Source organism: Granulicella aggregans (assembly GCF_014203275.1).
In the GTDB taxonomy this organism is placed as follows: Bacteria; Acidobacteriota; Terriglobia; order Terriglobales; family Acidobacteriaceae; genus Edaphobacter.
In genome coordinates, this window is record NZ_JACHIP010000001.1 from 414,591 (window position 1) to 430,933 (window position 16,343).

General features: G+C 60.2%; 11 protein-coding genes. 7 read left to right on the forward strand and 4 right to left on the reverse strand.

The window, feature by feature from the left end:
• Window positions 1-9: 9 nt before the first annotated feature.
• Genes HDF16_RS01675 through HDF16_RS01685 form a run of 3 tightly spaced genes read right to left on the reverse strand, consistent with a single transcriptional unit; the run spans window position 10 to window position 8,482 of the window.
• A complete protein-coding gene (locus tag HDF16_RS01675) occupies window positions 10-4,386 on the reverse strand; it encodes a translocation/assembly module TamB domain-containing protein (RefSeq protein WP_184213435.1) in 4,377 nt (1,458 codons plus the stop codon).
• Complete coding sequence (locus tag HDF16_RS01680) at window positions 4,383-5,129, reverse strand: peptidylprolyl isomerase (protein WP_184213436.1); 747 nt, start codon at window positions 5,127-5,129, stop codon at window positions 4,383-4,385. The genes HDF16_RS01675 and HDF16_RS01680 overlap by 4 nt, the downstream gene beginning before the upstream one ends.
• A gap of 32 nt (window positions 5,130-5,161) precedes the next feature.
• Window positions 5,162-8,482 (reverse strand): POTRA domain-containing protein, encoded by a 3,321-nt coding sequence (locus tag HDF16_RS01685; protein ID WP_348641213.1) that lies wholly within the window; start codon window positions 8,480-8,482, stop codon window positions 5,162-5,164.
• Between the two features lie 287 nt (window positions 8,483-8,769).
• Here HDF16_RS01685 and HDF16_RS01690 point away from each other — a divergent pair, with 287 nt between their 5' ends.
• From HDF16_RS01690 to cobA, 7 genes are all read left to right on the forward strand, one after another.
• Window positions 8,770-9,867, forward strand: a complete 1,098-nt coding sequence (locus HDF16_RS01690; protein ID WP_184213437.1) for a ThiF family adenylyltransferase — start codon at window positions 8,770-8,772, stop codon at window positions 9,865-9,867.
• Between the two features lie 121 nt (window positions 9,868-9,988).
• Window positions 9,989-10,684: an RNA polymerase sigma factor gene (locus tag HDF16_RS01695; protein ID WP_221312422.1), complete on the forward strand. Its 696-nt coding sequence runs from the start codon at window positions 9,989-9,991 to the stop codon at window positions 10,682-10,684.
• Window positions 10,684-10,998, forward strand: a complete 315-nt coding sequence (locus HDF16_RS01700) for a hypothetical protein (RefSeq protein ID WP_184213438.1) — start codon at window positions 10,684-10,686, stop codon at window positions 10,996-10,998. The genes HDF16_RS01695 and HDF16_RS01700 overlap by 1 nt, the downstream gene beginning before the upstream one ends.
• A gap of 235 nt (window positions 10,999-11,233) precedes the next feature.
• Complete coding sequence (locus tag HDF16_RS01705) at window positions 11,234-11,842, forward strand: shikimate kinase (protein ID WP_246408569.1); 609 nt, start codon at window positions 11,234-11,236, stop codon at window positions 11,840-11,842.
• A 218-nt stretch (window positions 11,843-12,060) separates the two neighbouring features.
• Window positions 12,061-13,008 carry an AI-2E family transporter gene (locus HDF16_RS01710; RefSeq protein WP_246408710.1) on the forward strand — a complete coding sequence of 316 codons (948 nt, stop codon included), beginning with the start codon at window positions 12,061-12,063 and terminating at the stop codon, window positions 13,006-13,008.
• Window positions 13,009-13,153: 145 nt separating this feature from the next.
• Window positions 13,154-13,807 (forward strand): precorrin-2 dehydrogenase/sirohydrochlorin ferrochelatase family protein, encoded by a 654-nt coding sequence (locus HDF16_RS01715; RefSeq protein WP_184213439.1) that lies wholly within the window; start codon window positions 13,154-13,156, stop codon window positions 13,805-13,807.
• On the forward strand, window positions 13,804-14,532 hold the full coding sequence (gene cobA, locus HDF16_RS01720) for a uroporphyrinogen-III C-methyltransferase (protein ID WP_184213440.1): 729 nt from the start codon (window positions 13,804-13,806) through the stop codon (window positions 14,530-14,532). Before HDF16_RS01715 ends, cobA begins: the two co-directional genes overlap by 4 nt.
• Before the next feature lie 385 nt (window positions 14,533-14,917).
• On the opposite strand, the gene HDF16_RS01730 is transcribed toward cobA, so the two are convergent.
• Window positions 14,918-16,336, reverse strand: a complete 1,419-nt coding sequence (locus tag HDF16_RS01730) for a M28 family peptidase (RefSeq protein ID WP_184213442.1) — start codon at window positions 16,334-16,336, stop codon at window positions 14,918-14,920.
• Window positions 16,337-16,343 lie beyond the last annotated feature (7 nt).

Consider the following 16,343-nt stretch of genomic DNA (forward strand, 5'->3'; position numbering starts at 1 on the left):
AAATCAGGGTTAACGATAGCGTTTGCGAATTTTATATACGACGCTGAAGACGCCCGTCTCATCGCGCGTCGCCACGATCGACATGTTCCGGTTCAGTTGGTACTGAACCTGGATCAACTGCTGCGCCGTCTGATTCACATTCTGCGCATAAGTCAAAGTAAGCTGCTGCGTAAGTTGCTGCTCGACCGTGATACGCGCCGATGAGTTACCCAGCGTACCCACGAACGCCGGATCGATCTTTACACTGCCTACGCCGAAGAGCTTAGAGACTCGGTTACTCACCGTAGCGTTCAGAGCTCCGCCCAGCAGAGCGCTGGTCGTAGGATCGGTACCGGCCTGTACCTGCTTCTCCTGGTAGATCTGCGCCTCTTCCTGCGTACGCCCCAGTGCCAGCAGATTGAAGACGTCCGCCTCGCTAAGCGGCGGCTCCGAGCGATACGTCGGCTTCAGGTTTGTCGACGTCCCATGCAGGCCAACGGTGATGTCATAGCTCTCCACGCGCGCCGTCGCATCGATATCGATCACCGGATCGATCCGCACCGGGTTCGAGAAGTAGATATCGCCACGCTGCAACTGATACGTCGTGCCGGCGAAGGTCGCGCTGCCATCGGTCACCTGGATGCGTCCCAGGACGGTGGGCGAGGCGATTGTTCCGCGTACCGTCAGGTCCACCGTTCCGGCCAGCTTCGCGTACGAGTTCTGGAAGTCCAACTGCGGCGAGCTGGTCACATGAACGTCGAGCACAATCTTGTCCATGATCGAATTTGGATCGGGCGGCGCGGCCACTCCCCCTGACCCCGCAAACGCCGCAAAGTCCACGTTCGCGCCCACGCCGAATCGCGTAATGAGCATGTTGCCGCCCAGCCGTAGACTGTCCGGGCCGCCCTGTAGCTTCAAGCTCGCGTTGGCCGTCGCGCTCAGCCCGTTGTAACGCACGCGCACTGTATCCGCGCCAAGCGTCAGGTCAGCGAACAGCCCATCGCGATAACTGAAAAATCCGCCGATCGTCACCTTGCCGCCGCCGGTCGTAGCGGTCAGACTCTCCACCTGCAACCGGTCCTCGTTGAAGGCGAGGGTGCCATTCATATCGGTCAGACCGTTCGGGATGCTCTCCATGCTGGCGTTCACATGCTCGAACTTGATCTTGCCGGTCAGTTGCGGGTCCTTCATCTGACCCACGGTCGCCACGTCGAAGCTCACTTTGCCGCTTGCCTGAACCTCACGGTCGACGACGTGCGCCAGCGCCGGGCTGACGCTGCCTGTCGCATGCAGATTCAGCGCGCCGCCCTTTGGATCAGTGGCACCGAAGACCTGCGCCGTTCCTCCCGCATGCAGATCCGTATCGGTCCCGGTGATGTGCAACTGGTCCAGTGTCGCCACACCACTCTTGAGGCTCACACGGATGGGCTCCGCTGCTTTCAGGTCGATGCCCTGCAACTTCACGCTGAAGTTGTTCAGCGCCGCATTGCCTTCGAGCTTCATCGGCGTCTTCAGAGGTCCGTTGACCGTGACCGTTCCATCGATGTTTGAGGTCGCCTTAAGCCCGGTAGTCGAGAACATATCGACCGCCTTACCCACATCCAGTCCGGCAAAGTTGAGCTTTGCCTGCGTCGGATAGTCCCCTGTCAACTGAGTCTGTCCGGTAGCGTCTATCTTCGTCCCAATCGCGGTAGCGTGGGCCGTCAGGTACATGATCTTGCCTTCGCTGTGAACGTCCGCCGCGACCTCGCCCACAGCCTTGCCGCTTACGGTCACATTCGCCAGCCGCAACTTCGCAGTCAGCCCTGGCTGCTCGATCGTTCCATTCGCGTCGGCCACCAGCGTCAGCGTCCCATCTGCCGCGACACCCGACTTCTTCACCGTGTCCAGCTTCGACAGCAACAGATTGTCGCCCTGCAGATGGGCATGGAATCGCTCGCTTCCCATGTCATAGCCCCCGTTGCCGGTCACCTGCATGTCGTGCGCCTTCAACACGACGTTTTTGCCTTCGATCGCCTTTCCCTGCATGGTAAGGTCGGCGTTCACTCCCTGGAATGCCTCTCCATACGCAACCCCGTTCGCCAGCGCGACATTGCCGCTGCCGTTCAACGCGCCAAGGGTCCCGTTCACGTTTCCGTGCAGATTCAAAGTGCCGGTCACTGGATACTTCCCTTGCTGTCCGGCGATCTGCAACACGTCCCCCATCTGCGCGTTCGCGAGCTGCACCTGTGCGTTCACGGCCGTGTCGTCGTCCCACACATAGCTGGAGGTGCGCCGCTTTGAAACCAGCTTATGCGGCTTCACCGAACCTCCCACGTTCAGCACGGCCGTTCCGCGCGTGATTGTCGAACTTGCAACCGCCAACCCGGAGTACGGCGAAAACTCAGCGTCCGCGATCACTGAATCCACCAGCACATCCGCTTGCTGCGTCTCTCCCGTACCGAGCTTGACTTCTACCTGCTGCGCCTGCAGATGTCCCTTCACATCGAGGTCTGCAATCGCCCCCGAGGCCGAACCCTGGAACTCCAGCCCTCCATGCAGCACCAGCGGTATCGCCGCGCTGCCCTTCTTGCCATTCGATTCCAAGCCCAGCGTCTGTAACAACTGGTCATACTCGCCCAGATCGCGCACCGAAAGATTCACCTGCAGCGCCGTCAACGGGTCGCCAACATTCACGCCCAGTACACCACTCGCATTAAGCGTCGACTGCGGCGTGAGCAACTGAATCCTCGAGATGCGCACGACCTCGGACTTGCCGTCGTAGTGCGCCTGCGCCTGTCCGCTGACCGGGATGTTGCTCGCCGCACCCGCGCGCTTCGAGCCTGATGGCGCGAACTTCAAGTCGCCATCCACCTGCACCGAAGCCGCAAGAGCGCTCGCCGGTCCGCTCCACTCCGCCTTAATCGGGCCGCTCACTGTGGTGTCGAAGCCGAGATCGCCATAGCCCTTCGGTGCCGCCACGTCCATGATCGTTCGCAGCGGAATTCCCTTCGCCGTGGCCGTCAGATACGCATGCGCGGGCTGTACCTTTGCGATAGCGACAGAACCCATCACCGGCGGAGGAGCGTTCACCATCGCAGCAGTTCGGTTCGCCGTCTTCGCAGCCGCCACTGTAGTTGGAGACTTGGAGGTCGTATCCGAGGGCACTTCGCCCAGCCAGTTCGTGATGCGAAGGTCGCCCTCCGCGCTTCCACCGCCCGGCAGATATCCCGTCAGCGTAGTCAGCAGTAGGTCCGCCGGTGTGATTCTCAGGTGCGCCGATCCATCGATGTCATGCAACCGCACATCCTGGTCCTCATAGCCAGCCTTGTGGATCTTCACCTCACCAACCAGCAGGTAGCCCGCCTTACAATCCGGGTCAGGAGGCAGCACTTTAGAGCTCGGTGCCTGCTCCGCCTTCGGATGTCTGCGCCGCCAGAATGGAAGATGCTTCTGCGCTACTGCCGGTGCGACTGTGCAGTTATGTCCGCGCAGGTTCAGGTCCGCCACTCCGCCGGTTAATCCATTGAACCCGGCAAGGATCCCGATCTGCTTCAGTTCCAGCGATCCATCCACCGCTGCCTGCCACTCCGGCTGCGCGAAATGCTCCAGCGATGCGTTCGCCTTGACGAGGGTGCTCTTACCCGTCGTCAACTCCAGCTTGGTCAGCTTCGCCGCATCGCGGCCCAACTCAGCCTCAACGTGCAGCTTCGACTGCGCTTCGGGATACGTCGTCATCTTGGTGCGTAAGTCTTTCAGGTCGACCGTAGCCCCGTAGCGATCGCTCGACGAGATGTAGTGCACCTCTGCATCCAGATCACGCGCCGTTAGATCAAACGGAATCGCACGATCGTTCAAGAGCGCGACGCCATTCACCAACTCCACCTGGCCAGCCTTTAGGTCGAGCAGCGTGTCGGTCAGCGGCTCCTTGCTCGTGCTCGGATGCTTTGGCACGGGTTGGTTCGTCTTGCCATCCTTATCGATGATGAGATGAATCTGCGGATGCTCGACACGCAGCAAGCTCAACCCGACATGCGAGGCCAGCCCCACCCCGGCGGTGTGCGATAGGAAGCTTGAGATCTTCAGCCTTACATCGATCTTGTCGATGGCTATATAAGGCGTTTCGCTGGGCCCTTCCGTCCCATGAATGATGAGGCCGTCGGCCTCAATCGCAAGATGCCGCAGACTGAAGCGCATCTGCCGCAGTTCCACCTTGCCGCCGGTTGCGTCTTCAAGAACTTTGACAACCTCGCTGCCGACGCGACGCTGGAAGTCTGGTGTCGTCGTGTACCACCAGCCCGTGCCAAGCAGCGCTACGATCAGCACCACCACAACCAAAATCGTCCACGCCATCGCCTTCGATATTCTTATCGCGATGTGGGGCCGCTTCTTACCCTTCGGAACTACCGGCTCTTCAGGCACGCTCATCGCGTCACCTCGTCCGCCGTCACCATCCGTACATCGCCCGACGCGCGCAGCGCCTTCAGCCAGTCCTCAAGCAATGCGCTCACCTGTTCCTGCAAAAGAATTTCGCGTATCCGGTCGCTGATGGAATCCAGCTTCGGCGCGGTCGCCTTACGCGCCGCATACTTGGGCAGCAGCGTCTTCGTGTAGTAGTCCTGCACCTCTTGATCCGAGATGCGGATCCCCATCCTGAACCTGTCCTCAATGAACTGCAGCGTCTCCATCCGGTCGCGCCAGTGACGCAACAACTCCTCTTCCGTGAATCCGTTGTCCTTCAAGAACTGGTGCCAACCCTCCGGGGTCTCGCATTTGTACTGCTTACAAGCAAGAATGTCCTTGCGCAGGTCCGCCAGGTTTGCCTGCACCTCGGTGTCGGTGATCGGCTTCCTCGGCTGCTCCCTTGCCTGCTGCAGGATCAGCGTGCGATCGATCAATCGCTGAATCGCCTGATCCCGAGAGAACGAGCCCGTCGGCTCGCTGTAGGGCTGGAAGACTGCAAATCTGCGCTCCTCGTCCACATCGCTCTCAAGAATCAGATCGCCATTGACAATCCCAACAACGCGGTCAAGCTGCGTCGCGCCGGCATCCTTCGCAGCGGTGCTTTGCGACTTAGCCTCAGCCGCATTCTGGGCGAGCATAGGGACACAAAGGAGCATCAGCCCCATCGGCACCGCGACCCGCAACAGATTTGCCTCGCTATCTTTCATCGATCTCCTGCGAATGCTGTTGTCTCTGAACACTAGAAGCTCTGTCCGATGCTGAAGAAGAAGTTGAACTTGCCCGCCTTGCCCTCATACGGATCGCGACCGTTGAAGTCCGCAATCACCGGATACTTGGGCGGATTCAAGTTGTAACTAAAATCGACGCGAATTGGTCCCACAGGAGTCTTGTAACGACCGCCGACTCCAAGATCGTGCGAAAAGTAATTGAAGTTACAGGTCCCGAATTGCTGATTTACTACCGCGCAGGTCTCTTCATTCGGCTGCCTGAAGCGAAAGAAGCTTGGGAACATATCGCCCACGTTCTGGAAGACATTTCCCATGTCATGAAAGAGTACGAAGGCCAGGCCATCACCGACATAAGGCAACGTTGCCGCAGGCAGGCGCAGCTCGGTTGAATTCACAAACGCCGCCGTTCCACCCACCGGAAATCCTGTCTGCAGGTCCCTTGGACCGGCCCCGTTCAGCGGAAACCCACGGTGTGAACTGGCCCCACCAGCGTACAAACGTTCCGGCAAAGGAACCGCGTCGCAGGACGCGTTCGTATCGAGCAGAATGCCTGCGCAGGAAGCGTTCCCTACGTTCGGGTTCTTGCCGAACTTTGTCTCGAATCCGAGCCGGGTATTGCGCGCCAGAACGTACTTACGCTTGCCAAAGGTGTAGTAGGTAGAGTTCGTGAGGTCCAAGCGGTTGAAGTCGGATTGCGACCCGAACTTCGACGTTGCCAGAAACTCGGACACCGAGGTGTACGATCCTTTCCCCGCATCGAGTGGGCTTGGATCGCGCGTGTCGTGGAACCACGTAATTCCGGGGCCGCCCACGCGCACAGGCTGTGACAACAGCGGAATCAGGTTTGCCGAAATCTGCAGACTGTTTGGATCGACCGCAACCCGACGATACTGGAAGTCGTAAATAAACGTGTCCGTGCGCCGGAACTTCTGCGTCACACGGAAATCGAACTGCAGCGTCGACGCTTTGAACGTCGTAATGTTCTGCACATTCGAATACCCGCCTGAGACCGACGCCGTCAGCAGCGGATTCCCTAGAAGATGCGGATTCACAAAAGTCAGCGTCGCCACCTTTTCGAGCAATCCGTAGGTCGTATGCAACGTCGCCGATTTATCCGTGCCGAAGAGATTGATGCGCGAGACATCCGCCGAAACTCGTGGACTGACGCTCGCCGACCCTTCAATCTTCGTGGGTTGGTTCGGGTCGACACCGAGCAGAATGGCGGAGGCCTTCGAGAGCGTTCCAGCCGCTGGCGTACCTGTCTGCGCCTCAATCCCGAAACCGTAAGTCACATCCCAGCGTTTCGCCTCGCGCAACTGGATCAGCACATTCTTTCGTGCAGCATCTCCATCAGGGTTCTGCACCGCCGCATTCACCTCGTTGAACAGCGCAAGGTTATAGAGCTTCCGCTGCGTATCGAGCAGAGCGCTCTGGTCCAGCGGGTCGCCCGGGTGCAACTGCAAGGTGTTGTCGATCACCTTCGGCTTGGTCCTCGTATCGCCCGACACCAGCACATGATCGACGAATACCTGATGGCCTTCCATCACGTTGATGGCGACGTTCGTCAGCTTCGGATCGTTCGCATCCTTCGCCTGCTTCACCTCGACACGCGCCTGGTCGAAGCCATTGCTCAGGTAGTAGCTCAGCACCGCGTCGCGATCGCCAGAGAGCGAGATCAGGCTGAAGGGCTGTCCCTGCTGCGAGTTCAAAAGATTCTTCACCGCCGCAGAGCGTGCTGTATCAACGCCCGCCACCTCGATCGCGCCGAACTTCTGCTGCGGCCCTTCGACAATCGTCAGCGTGACCTTGATCTGCGCAGCCTTCAGAGGCTTGCCATTCGGGGCATTGTCGATGTCATCGACGACCGACGTGACCGTCGTCTCGTTGAATCCGTTGGCGCGATAGAGCGCCTGGATCGAACTGATGTCGGAGTCGACCAGCGCGGGGCTGTATCGCCCGCTGCGCAGATACGCGTCCGCCTTCTGTACTCGCATCCGTTCCTTCAGCAGGTCGGACTCAAAGTACTTGTTCCCCTTGAGCGTGACACTTACAACCTTGTGCTTCACCCCACGGTCGACCGAGTAGACCACCTGCTCGCTCGGCGTATCTTCCCCAATCACCTTTACCTCGACCGTCGCGTCGAAGTATCCCTGCTGTTCAAGGAACTCCCGGATATTGTGCGTCCCCTCGTTCAGCAGGTCATTGTCGATCGTGCCTTCCTCAAAGATCGGTACTAGCAGATGCAGCCGGCTCGTCGAGACCTTCGCCCCTTCGATCGACACCTTCACCACGGGACCCTGGTTTGCGTGGAAGTCGTAGTTCAACCGCTTCTTCGGCTGGTCGTAGGTGGACTTTTGCAACGCCACCGTCGCTTCCAACCGGTCCTTCTTCTGATACTGGGTCCGCAGCCTGCTCAGCGCATTTGAGGTCGTCTCTCGCGTGACCTTGCGGCCCTCTTTCAGCTTGCTCTTCTTACGGAATTCTTCGAGGGCGAGGCCAGGATCGTTGCCCTGCATCGCGACGTTGCCGATTCGCGCTTGCGGCCCGATATCAATCCGGAAGGTAATGTTGATCTGCTGGCTCGCATCGTCCGGAGTCGTCGTCACCGATACGATCGGCTGATAAAAGCCGTTCTGCGCCAGCGTCTGTTTCACCAGTGTGGTCGCCGTCGGGACGGCCGTTTCCACATAGGGAGCGCCGGGATTCAAGTTCGTCGAATACTCCAGCAGCGACGAAAGCTGCTCGCCCTTGACACCCTCAATGTTCACCCGTCCAACGAAATACCGCGACGGGCCGCTGAAGATCAACGTCACCAAGTCACCGTTCCGAATACCGTTCACGCCAATCGTGCGATAGCGCCCGCTAGCGAACAACCTGCGCAAGCTGTTACGCACCTTCTCTGGATCGAGCGGCTCACCTGGCTGCTGCGGGAGTTGCTTCGGGAGAGCATCGTTCGGGCCGAAGGTTACTCCCTCAAAGCGAATCGCCGCGACCTTCAAGCCGTTCCACTGGAAGATCGTCGTCTTCAGCGCCGGTTCATCGGCGACCTTGGTTCCGCCAGCCTGCAAGTCGCGTTGGGCCGTGGTGGGAACAGCCGGTGCCCCCTGCGCTGCGTCTGGAACCGGAGCGTGCTGAACGACCGCAGGCGCGGGAGCAGTCACCGGCGGGACGCTTTCGGACGCTGGGTTCGCAGCCTGTCCGAAAGCGACAGCGCTCGGTGAAGTGGAAAGAGCGACCGTCATCCCTGCGATCCCGAGCACGGCGTGCAATCCCCAGCCAGCGGCACCGGGACACACCCTCCGAATCTTCACCAACACACGCTCAAAAACCACTCGCAAATTCCTCTTGATGGGCCCGCAGAATCTTCGAGCAGTCCAACTTCCTTTGCCTCATCCTCAATGTCTTGATCCTGGAAGGGAGACGCGATGGGCCCGCGTCCGATTGCCCTTTCCATGCGCTCGAAGCCCACGTCATTCCGATTCAATTGTCTAGGATGCAAATTTTCTTGCGAAAGTCAGACCGTAAGCCGAACCGCTTCATCCTCTCTATACTACGTAGTAAGAGTTCATCCGTCGCCGGTCGGGATAGCGATCTTGTGGCAGGATGGAAACCGACATTTATGGCCGCATCGCTGCAAATTCCACTCGTCAATCCGCCCGCCGCTGCTCCCGGCGTCCCTGCGGATAACGAACGCTACAGCCGCCAGATCCTCTTTCCCGGAATCGGCGAATCCGGCCAGCAGCGGCTTGCCTCGGCCCACGTGGCGATCGTCGGTTGCGGAGCCACCGGGGCGGCATCGGCATCGCTGCTCGCCCGCGCCGGCGTCGGCCATCTCACCCTGATTGACCGCGACTTTGTGGAAGCCTCAAACCTTCAGCGCCAGGTGCTCTTCGATGAGGCCGACGCCGCCGACGCTCTACCTAAAGCCGAAGCCGCCCGCCGAAAGATCGCCCTCTTTAACTCCACGATCACAGTAACCCCTCAGATCGCCGATCTCGTCCCCGCAAACATCAACGAACTCCTTCAGACGGCCGACATCATCCTCGACGCCACGGACAACTTCGAGACTCGCTACCTTATCAACGACTTCGCCGTTCAACAGGGCAAGCCCTGGATCTATGCCGCCGCCATCGGCGCCTACGCGGCCACGATGAACGTCCTTCCCATAAACGAAGATCGCACCCGCGCGGAAGCTACCGCCTGTCTCGCCTGCATCTTCCCCAAGCCGCCCGCCGGCACCACCGAGACCTGCGACACTGCCGGAATTCTCTCCACCGCCGTCAATTTTGCTGCCTCAATTCAGGTCACTGAGACTCTGAAGTACCTGACCGGCCAGTCGGCTCTCATGCGCCGCTCACTCCTCTCCTTCGACCTCTGGACCAACGACCGGTCGGAGATTTCGGCAACTAAGCCCGATCCGTCTTGCACCGTCTGCGGCCAGCGTGAGTTCACGCATCTTGCCGGAACCGCCCGGCCACACATCACGCTCTGCGGCCGCAACTCAGTGCAGATCCACGAACATCACCGCCCCGTTGATCTCGCCGCGATGCACGCCCGGCTCGCGCCGCATGGCCTCGTCCGCTCGAACGACCTGCTTCTGCGCCTCGAACGGCCGCCGCACACGATCACTCTGTTCGCCGATGGCCGTGCGATCATTCAAGGTACGACCGACCCCATGATTGCTCGCTCGCTCTACGCCCGTTTCGTCGGGTCATGAGCCTAGGGCCGTCGGCACGACCATTGCCCGATACAACCTACGGGTTTGGTTGCGCGTCATACGCATCAGTCCCGTAGTGAACACTTTCTTCCAACCACTCAAGGAAGGCTCGAACGAAGCAATGCAGGAAACGACCCTAGAACAAGCCAGTCCGGCTACCGCACCGGTTCCTGTTGAGTCCACACAGGGAAAACCGAACTCCGGCCTCTTCAAGAGGAATCCGCCTATCGCGGGCGAAGCAGATGCCATTGAGCGCGCGAAGGCCGGTGATCCCGAAGCCTTCTCGAAGCTGTATGCCCTGCACAAGCGCCGCGTTTACACACTCTGCCTGCGGATGCTGGGCAATGTCTCCGAAGCCGAAGACATGACCCAGGAGGCGTTCCTTCATCTCTTCCGCAAGCTCGGCAGCTTCCGCGGCGAATCTGCGTTCTCCACCTGGCTGCACCGTCTGACGGTCAACCTAGTGCTGATGCAGCTTCGCAAGAAGGGGCTGAACCTGGTCTCGCTCGAAGAGACCATCAATCCATCAGAAGAAGATGCTCCTAAACGCGACTTCGGCAAGCGCGATCCGCAGCTCTCGGGTTCGCTCGACCGCGTTGCTCTCGAGCGCGCCGTCGCTCTTCTCCCTCCCGGATATCGTATGGTCTTCGTACTTCACGACGTAGAAGGCTTCGAACACAACGAGATCGCGACGATGCTCGAGTGCTCCACCGGAAACAGTAAGTCGCAGCTGCACAAGGCCCGCCTCAAACTCCGCGAACTTCTTCGCAAGGCGGAGCCACAATCTGAGCCTGGCCTGCTCAAGGAAGCCGTCTAATGACCCAAACGTCCAATAGCACCGAGAAAATGACCCTTGCGGAGTTCGAACAGCGACTCCCTGAATTCTTCGCCACCGGCACGGGAAGCATCAGCGATGATTCCCGGCTCCAGGCGTTCCTGCTTGAAAATCCAGACGCCGCAGCCCTGGTTCGCGACTTTGAAGCGATTGTGGAAGCTGCTCGCGGCATGTTCGATGACCCTGTCGAAGAGCCCAGCGACGCCGTTTGGCAGAACATTCAGAGCGGCCTCAAGTCGGCATCCATCGACCCGGAAACTCCGTCTGAGATTCTTGCGGCAAAATCAACACAGTAAGCTCAGATAATCTTTGCCACCCGCTTACTGCGGGTGTACATTCTTTCTTGACGTGACGAACTGCTTCCAGCCCGTGTCGTTTACTAGCTCCTATTGGTGCCCTCGCGCGGCCAGTGGAGCCTTCGCATGTCCCTCTGAAACCTGATAACCCCTCAGAGAACTTCGAACTTTCCGAGCCGCGATCCCAAAAGGATTGCGGCTTTTGTATTTTCACCTCATACACTACGGAGAAGTCATGAAGACCGCCAGCCATTCCGAAGCTGCTTTGGAAGAGACAATGGAGTCAATCACGCCATCACAGGCGAACGTTCACCCCGCACTTCGCCGCATAGTGCTCACCGGCTTCATGGGCTCTGGCAAGACCACCCTCGGCCGTCTCATTGCCGCTCGTCTTGGCTGGAACTTCCTTGACCTCGATCACTACATCGAATCGCGCACCGGCCTCTCCGTACCGGATATCTTTGCGCTCCATGGCGAGCCCCACTTCCGTCGCCTTGAATCCACCGCCCTCGTCTCAGCGCTTGGCAAGTCCAACACCGTTATCGCTCTCGGCGGCGGTACCCCTGAGATCCTCACCAACCGCCTGCTACTCGAACAGACTCCCGCCACCGCCACCATCTTCCTCGATGCTCCATTTTCTGTTCTCTTCGACCGCTGCGTCCTTCAAGGCATCTCGCGCCCTGTCCTGGCCGACCCCACCCTCGCGGAACTCCGCTTCGCCCAGCGCCAGCCCGTCTACCGCGCACTCGCCCACCACACCATCGACACCTCCGCCATCGAGGCCAACGAAGCCGTCGAAGCCATGGTTATAGCCCTCACCATCGCGCCAAAGCGAACCCGCTGAGCGACACCGTAACCTCTCGACGCATCTCACTCGATGTACCTGAAATCATCCGAGCTCTGAAGGAGCGCACGCTGAACGACCTCACCTCAGAGCCCGTCTCTCCCCCGACTGCTGAACTCGCCGCAGCCGAGATTGCTTCCGCCAAAGCCGTCGAAGCTTCGGCCAAAGACCATCGTCGTGCCATCGTCTTCTTCTTCGCCGTCCTCATCTCCCTCGGCCTGGCGTGGAAGCTTGCCAAAGAGCTCGAGATCCTTTACGTCAGCGCCCTCTTCGCTGTCGTGCTGATGCCCATCGTCAACCGCATCTGCCAGATAAAGATTCGCGGCTGGCAGCCCTCGCGCCCCATCGGCATCGTCATCATGCTTCTTGCCGTCGGCCTCGCACTCTCACTCTTCTTCCTCATCGCGCTACCGCCCGTCACCCGAGACCTCAGCCAGTTCCTCACCGACCTCCCGCAGCGCATACCACTCGCCGCCGCCAAGCTGAAACATCTCCCGATGGCGGACAAGCTCGGCCTGGACACCATCGCGCAGAAGGCCCAGGGAGCGATCGAAGCCACCGCCAGCTATCTATTGACCTCGCTGCCCATGTGGCTCGCCCACATCTTTGACATCCTCACCGCTGCCTTCCTCTGCCTTTATTTCATGCTCGAAGGCGAACACGCCTACGAGTTCTTCCTCTCGCTCATCAAACGATCTGAGCGCGGTCGCCTCGACAACACCCTTCGCAAAGCTGAAGCCAAGATGAGCAAGTGGCTCCTCGGCCAAGGCCTGCTCATGCTCTGCCTTGGGGTCACCAGCACGATCGTCTTCCTCGTCTTCCACATCCGTTACGCCGTCCTGCTCGGTGTCCTGATGGGCCTCTTCAACATCATCCCGGTCGCCGGTGGCATCATCACCATGGCGGTGGTCTGCGTCGCCGCCGCCATCGACTCCTGGACCAAGCTGTTCGAAGTACTCATCTTCTATCTCATCTACGTCAACCTCGAAAACGCCCTCCTTACTCCCCGCATCATGAAGTCGAGCGTCGACCTGATGGGCCTCACAGTGCTGGTCGCATTGCTCGTCGGTACCGCTCTTGCAGGTATCGTCGGTGCTCTCGTAGCCGTCCCCACTGCCGCGCTCATCGTCGTCCTCCTCGACGAATACGCCGTCAAAAAAACCTAGCAAGTCTGCAGTGCCGAACGTTCAATCCATACCCGCCTGGGGCAACGCCCCAAGTCTCCAGCCAGCGAAGGCCCGCCCTATGTCGCCCTTTTCCCTCGAAACTATCTCCAGCCAAACCCGCTATCATCGATAGCGGAGCACTCGCATGGACCTCTTCCCGATCTTCCTCAAGCTCACCGGCCGCCGCTGCCTCGTTATCGGCGCGGGCAATCTCGCCGAGTCCAAGATTGAGTCGCTCCGCGCCGCCAACGCGAACGTCACCGTCATCGCTCCCGACGCCCGCCCGCGCATCCTCGACCTCGCCGTCGGCGGAGACATCACCCTCCACCAGCGCCCCTATGAGCCCGGCGATCTGACCACGCAAAAATACTTCCTGGTAGTCACCGCGACCAACGTCCCCGCCGTCAACCGCGCCGTCTATCAAGAAGCCATCGCTAACGAGATCATGGTCAACGCCGTCGACGACCCGCCCTTCTGCGACTTCTACTTCCCCTCCGTTGTCCGCCGCGGCGACCTCCAGATTGCCATCTCCACCGCCGGCTCCAGCCCTGCCCTCGCACAGCGCCTGCGCAAGGAGATCAACGCGCAACTTCCGCTAGACGCCGGTGATTGGCTCACCGACCTCGGCAACCTGCGCCGCGAGGTCACCCAGATGGAGCCTTTGAACGAAGAGCGCAAGCTCCTGCTCCATCAACTCGCACAGCGCGAAGTCTGCGGCTTCGACCAATGCCCCTCGCGCGTCCTCGCTCGCGAGCACGCCAAGACCAATCCCATTCCCGAACCAGAGCCTGCCTCTTGAACACCGAAGCCATCCCCGGCACCGTCTATCTGGTCGGCGCAGGTCCCGGCGATCCCGGCTTGCTGACCATCCGCGCCCATCGCCTGCTGCAGACCGCAGACGTCATCCTTCCCGACGACCTCGTCTCCGACGCCGTCCTCGACCTCGCCAGCCCCTCCGCCCAGATCATCCCCGTCGGCAAGCGCTGCGGCCAGCCCCGCATCACGCAGGCAGAGATCCACGTCCTCATGCTTCATCATGCTCGCGCCGGCAGCTCCGTCCTCCGCCTTAAATCCGGCGACCCGCTCATCTTCGGTCGCGCAGGCGAAGAGATCGCCGCCCTCCGCGAAGCGGAAATCCCCTTCGAGATCGTCCCCGGCATCACCACCGCCTTCGCCGTCGCCGCCAGTCTGAAGACGCCGCTCACCGACCGTACCTCAGCCTCAAAACTCATCCTCGCAACCGCGCATCACGCCGCCGGCAAGCTCACCCTCTCGCCAAGCTGGTCAGGCGCATTCCCCGACGAATCCACTCTCGTCATCTACATGCCCGGCCGCGACTTCGCCGCCCTGGCCGCCAGCCTGGTCGACTCCGACATCGCCCAGGATACTCCCTGCGTCGCCGTCTCCAAGGCCTCGACCATCGAAGAAAAAGTCACCGCCACCACCCTCGGCAACTTAGGAAGCGCCCAGATCGGCCCCGCCCCCGTCATCCTGTTAATAGGTCGCGCCATACGCCTTCAGTAGACCCCATGCCCACAAGGGCCGTCATTCTGACCCTGAGCAATGCGAAGGGGAAGAACCCTCGCATTCCACTCCCACAGCTAACGCGCTTAGACTCCGCTGACGCAAGCCAGTAAAGCCTCCTGCACGGTCACAATCCGTCCGCCATCGAAGGTCGAAACCGACAAGAGAGTACGATCTCCTGTAACGACAAGAGGAGCTTTCGCAGCGATCGCTGTCCCATTCACCTCATCGTCGTCAGGATCAGGCGCAAGCCGCGGCTTTCGCAGTCTCCTGAGCAAGCTAATCCGGCAGTGTAATCTCCACGGTCGTCATATATCTCTCCCGATCAACAAACTGGATCCCACTAGCAAAGGTTATCGCAAAGCCTTACTCGTTCGTCAGGCAACTATCTCTTCGGCTGTCCACCCGCATTCCAACTAGGCTTGAAGTCACTCGTAGCCAGCCATCGCATCGGCTCCACCAGCGACTGAATCGCCCCGGTCATGAATCCCAGATCGAGATGAGCCAGGTCGTCGTTCGCCTGGTGATAAGTCGGCGGCGTTCCCCACCCCGCAGCCGTATGAGCGACAACCCCCTGCAGCGCCAGTTGGTAGTTGTCCGAACGCTGAAAGAAGTGCTGTTCCGGATACGGATCAGGCCCCACCAGGGCTCCGTGCTCCTTCAGAGCCGGTCCAAGGTTCGACCGCTCCCAACCCGTAAAGAGCAGCGTGCCCTTTGGCATCTTTGGATCCTGCGACCCGATCATTTCGAACTCGATATTCGTGACGAGTTGCGAGAGCGGAATCGGCGGATGCTTGCCGAAGAACTCCGATCCAAGCTCACCTGCCTCTTCGCTTCCGTAGCAGACGAAGAGCACGCTGCGCCGGGGCTGCGGTCCGGCTGCCAATGCGTGCGCCAACTCCAGTACCGCCGTCGTGCCCGAAGCATCATCGTTCGCTCCGTTATAGATCGCGTCGCCGTTCGCTGGAGTCGATACCGTTCCCAGATGATCCAGATGCGCCGACAGCAGGATCGTCCCGGCTGCCGGATCGCTTCCCACGAGGTATCCAATCGCGTTGTAGGTCTTCCTTGGCTTCGCCAGCAGCGCGTGGACCGTCAGCGTGGCGACGGTTCCCGGCTTCTCTGCCAGCAGCCGCGCCATGGCAGTCGCGCTTACTGCCGCAACCGTCGCCGGCAGGGGCGTGGTGTCGCCCAGCTCCTGGTCCAGCCGCATCAGTTGATGCGGGTGAGGATTCTTGGCCAAATACGCACGCAAGGCATCGTTCTCAGCGAAGAGCACTACGGCAGCACCCGATCCGCGCAGGAAAAAGGAGTTTCGCAGCCCGTTGGTATTCGGGGGAAGGTCGGTCAGGAGCACGATAGATCCCCTCGGTATATTCGCCTGAGGGGCGTCGGCCGCGGCCAGCCGAATCAGCGGTCCGTTCGCCCCGACTCCAGACGGGAACAACACCCGCAGGTCGGTTCCCTCGGCAAGACTTACGTCCCCCGCCGTCAAGGTCGCTTTGCCATCCAAGTCAGGAGCGACAACATCGACCGCCTGGATCATTCCAGACATCCCCGGCGCGGGCTTCAGCCCATACGCCACAAACTCCGAAGCCACATACTCAGCCGCGATCTGCTCATCGCGGGTCGCGCTCCCGCGTCCGGCAAGCGCATCGCTTGCCAGGAACTCCTCATGCGCCCGGACCCACTCCGGCCTTACCACCCAGCCCTGCTGCGCCCCTGCATCTACCACGCTCGCCAGCAAAGCAACCGCAAGTAAACGCTGTATCGAGCGGAAACCACACCCTGCAACAATCTTCATCGACACC

Coding starts and splice junctions, on each gene's coding strand:
- HDF16_RS01690 (WP_184213437.1), top strand. CDS start 8,770: ATGGCCGCATCGCTGCAAATTCCACTCGTCAATCCGCCCGCCGCTGCT.
- HDF16_RS01695 (WP_221312422.1), top strand. CDS start 9,989: ATGCAGGAAACGACCCTAGAACAAGCCAGTCCGGCTACCGCACCGGTT.
- HDF16_RS01730 (WP_184213442.1), bottom strand. CDS start 16,336: ATGAAGATTGTTGCAGGGTGTGGTTTCCGCTCGATACAGCGTTTACTT.
- HDF16_RS01680 (WP_184213436.1), bottom strand. CDS start 5,129: ATGAAAGATAGCGAGGCAAATCTGTTGCGGGTCGCGGTGCCGATGGGG.
- HDF16_RS01700 (WP_184213438.1), top strand. CDS start 10,684: ATGACCCAAACGTCCAATAGCACCGAGAAAATGACCCTTGCGGAGTTC.
- HDF16_RS01715 (WP_184213439.1), top strand. CDS start 13,154: ATGGACCTCTTCCCGATCTTCCTCAAGCTCACCGGCCGCCGCTGCCTC.
- HDF16_RS01675 (WP_184213435.1), bottom strand. CDS start 4,386: ATGAGCGTGCCTGAAGAGCCGGTAGTTCCGAAGGGTAAGAAGCGGCCC.
- HDF16_RS01705 (WP_246408569.1), top strand. CDS start 11,234: ATGAAGACCGCCAGCCATTCCGAAGCTGCTTTGGAAGAGACAATGGAG.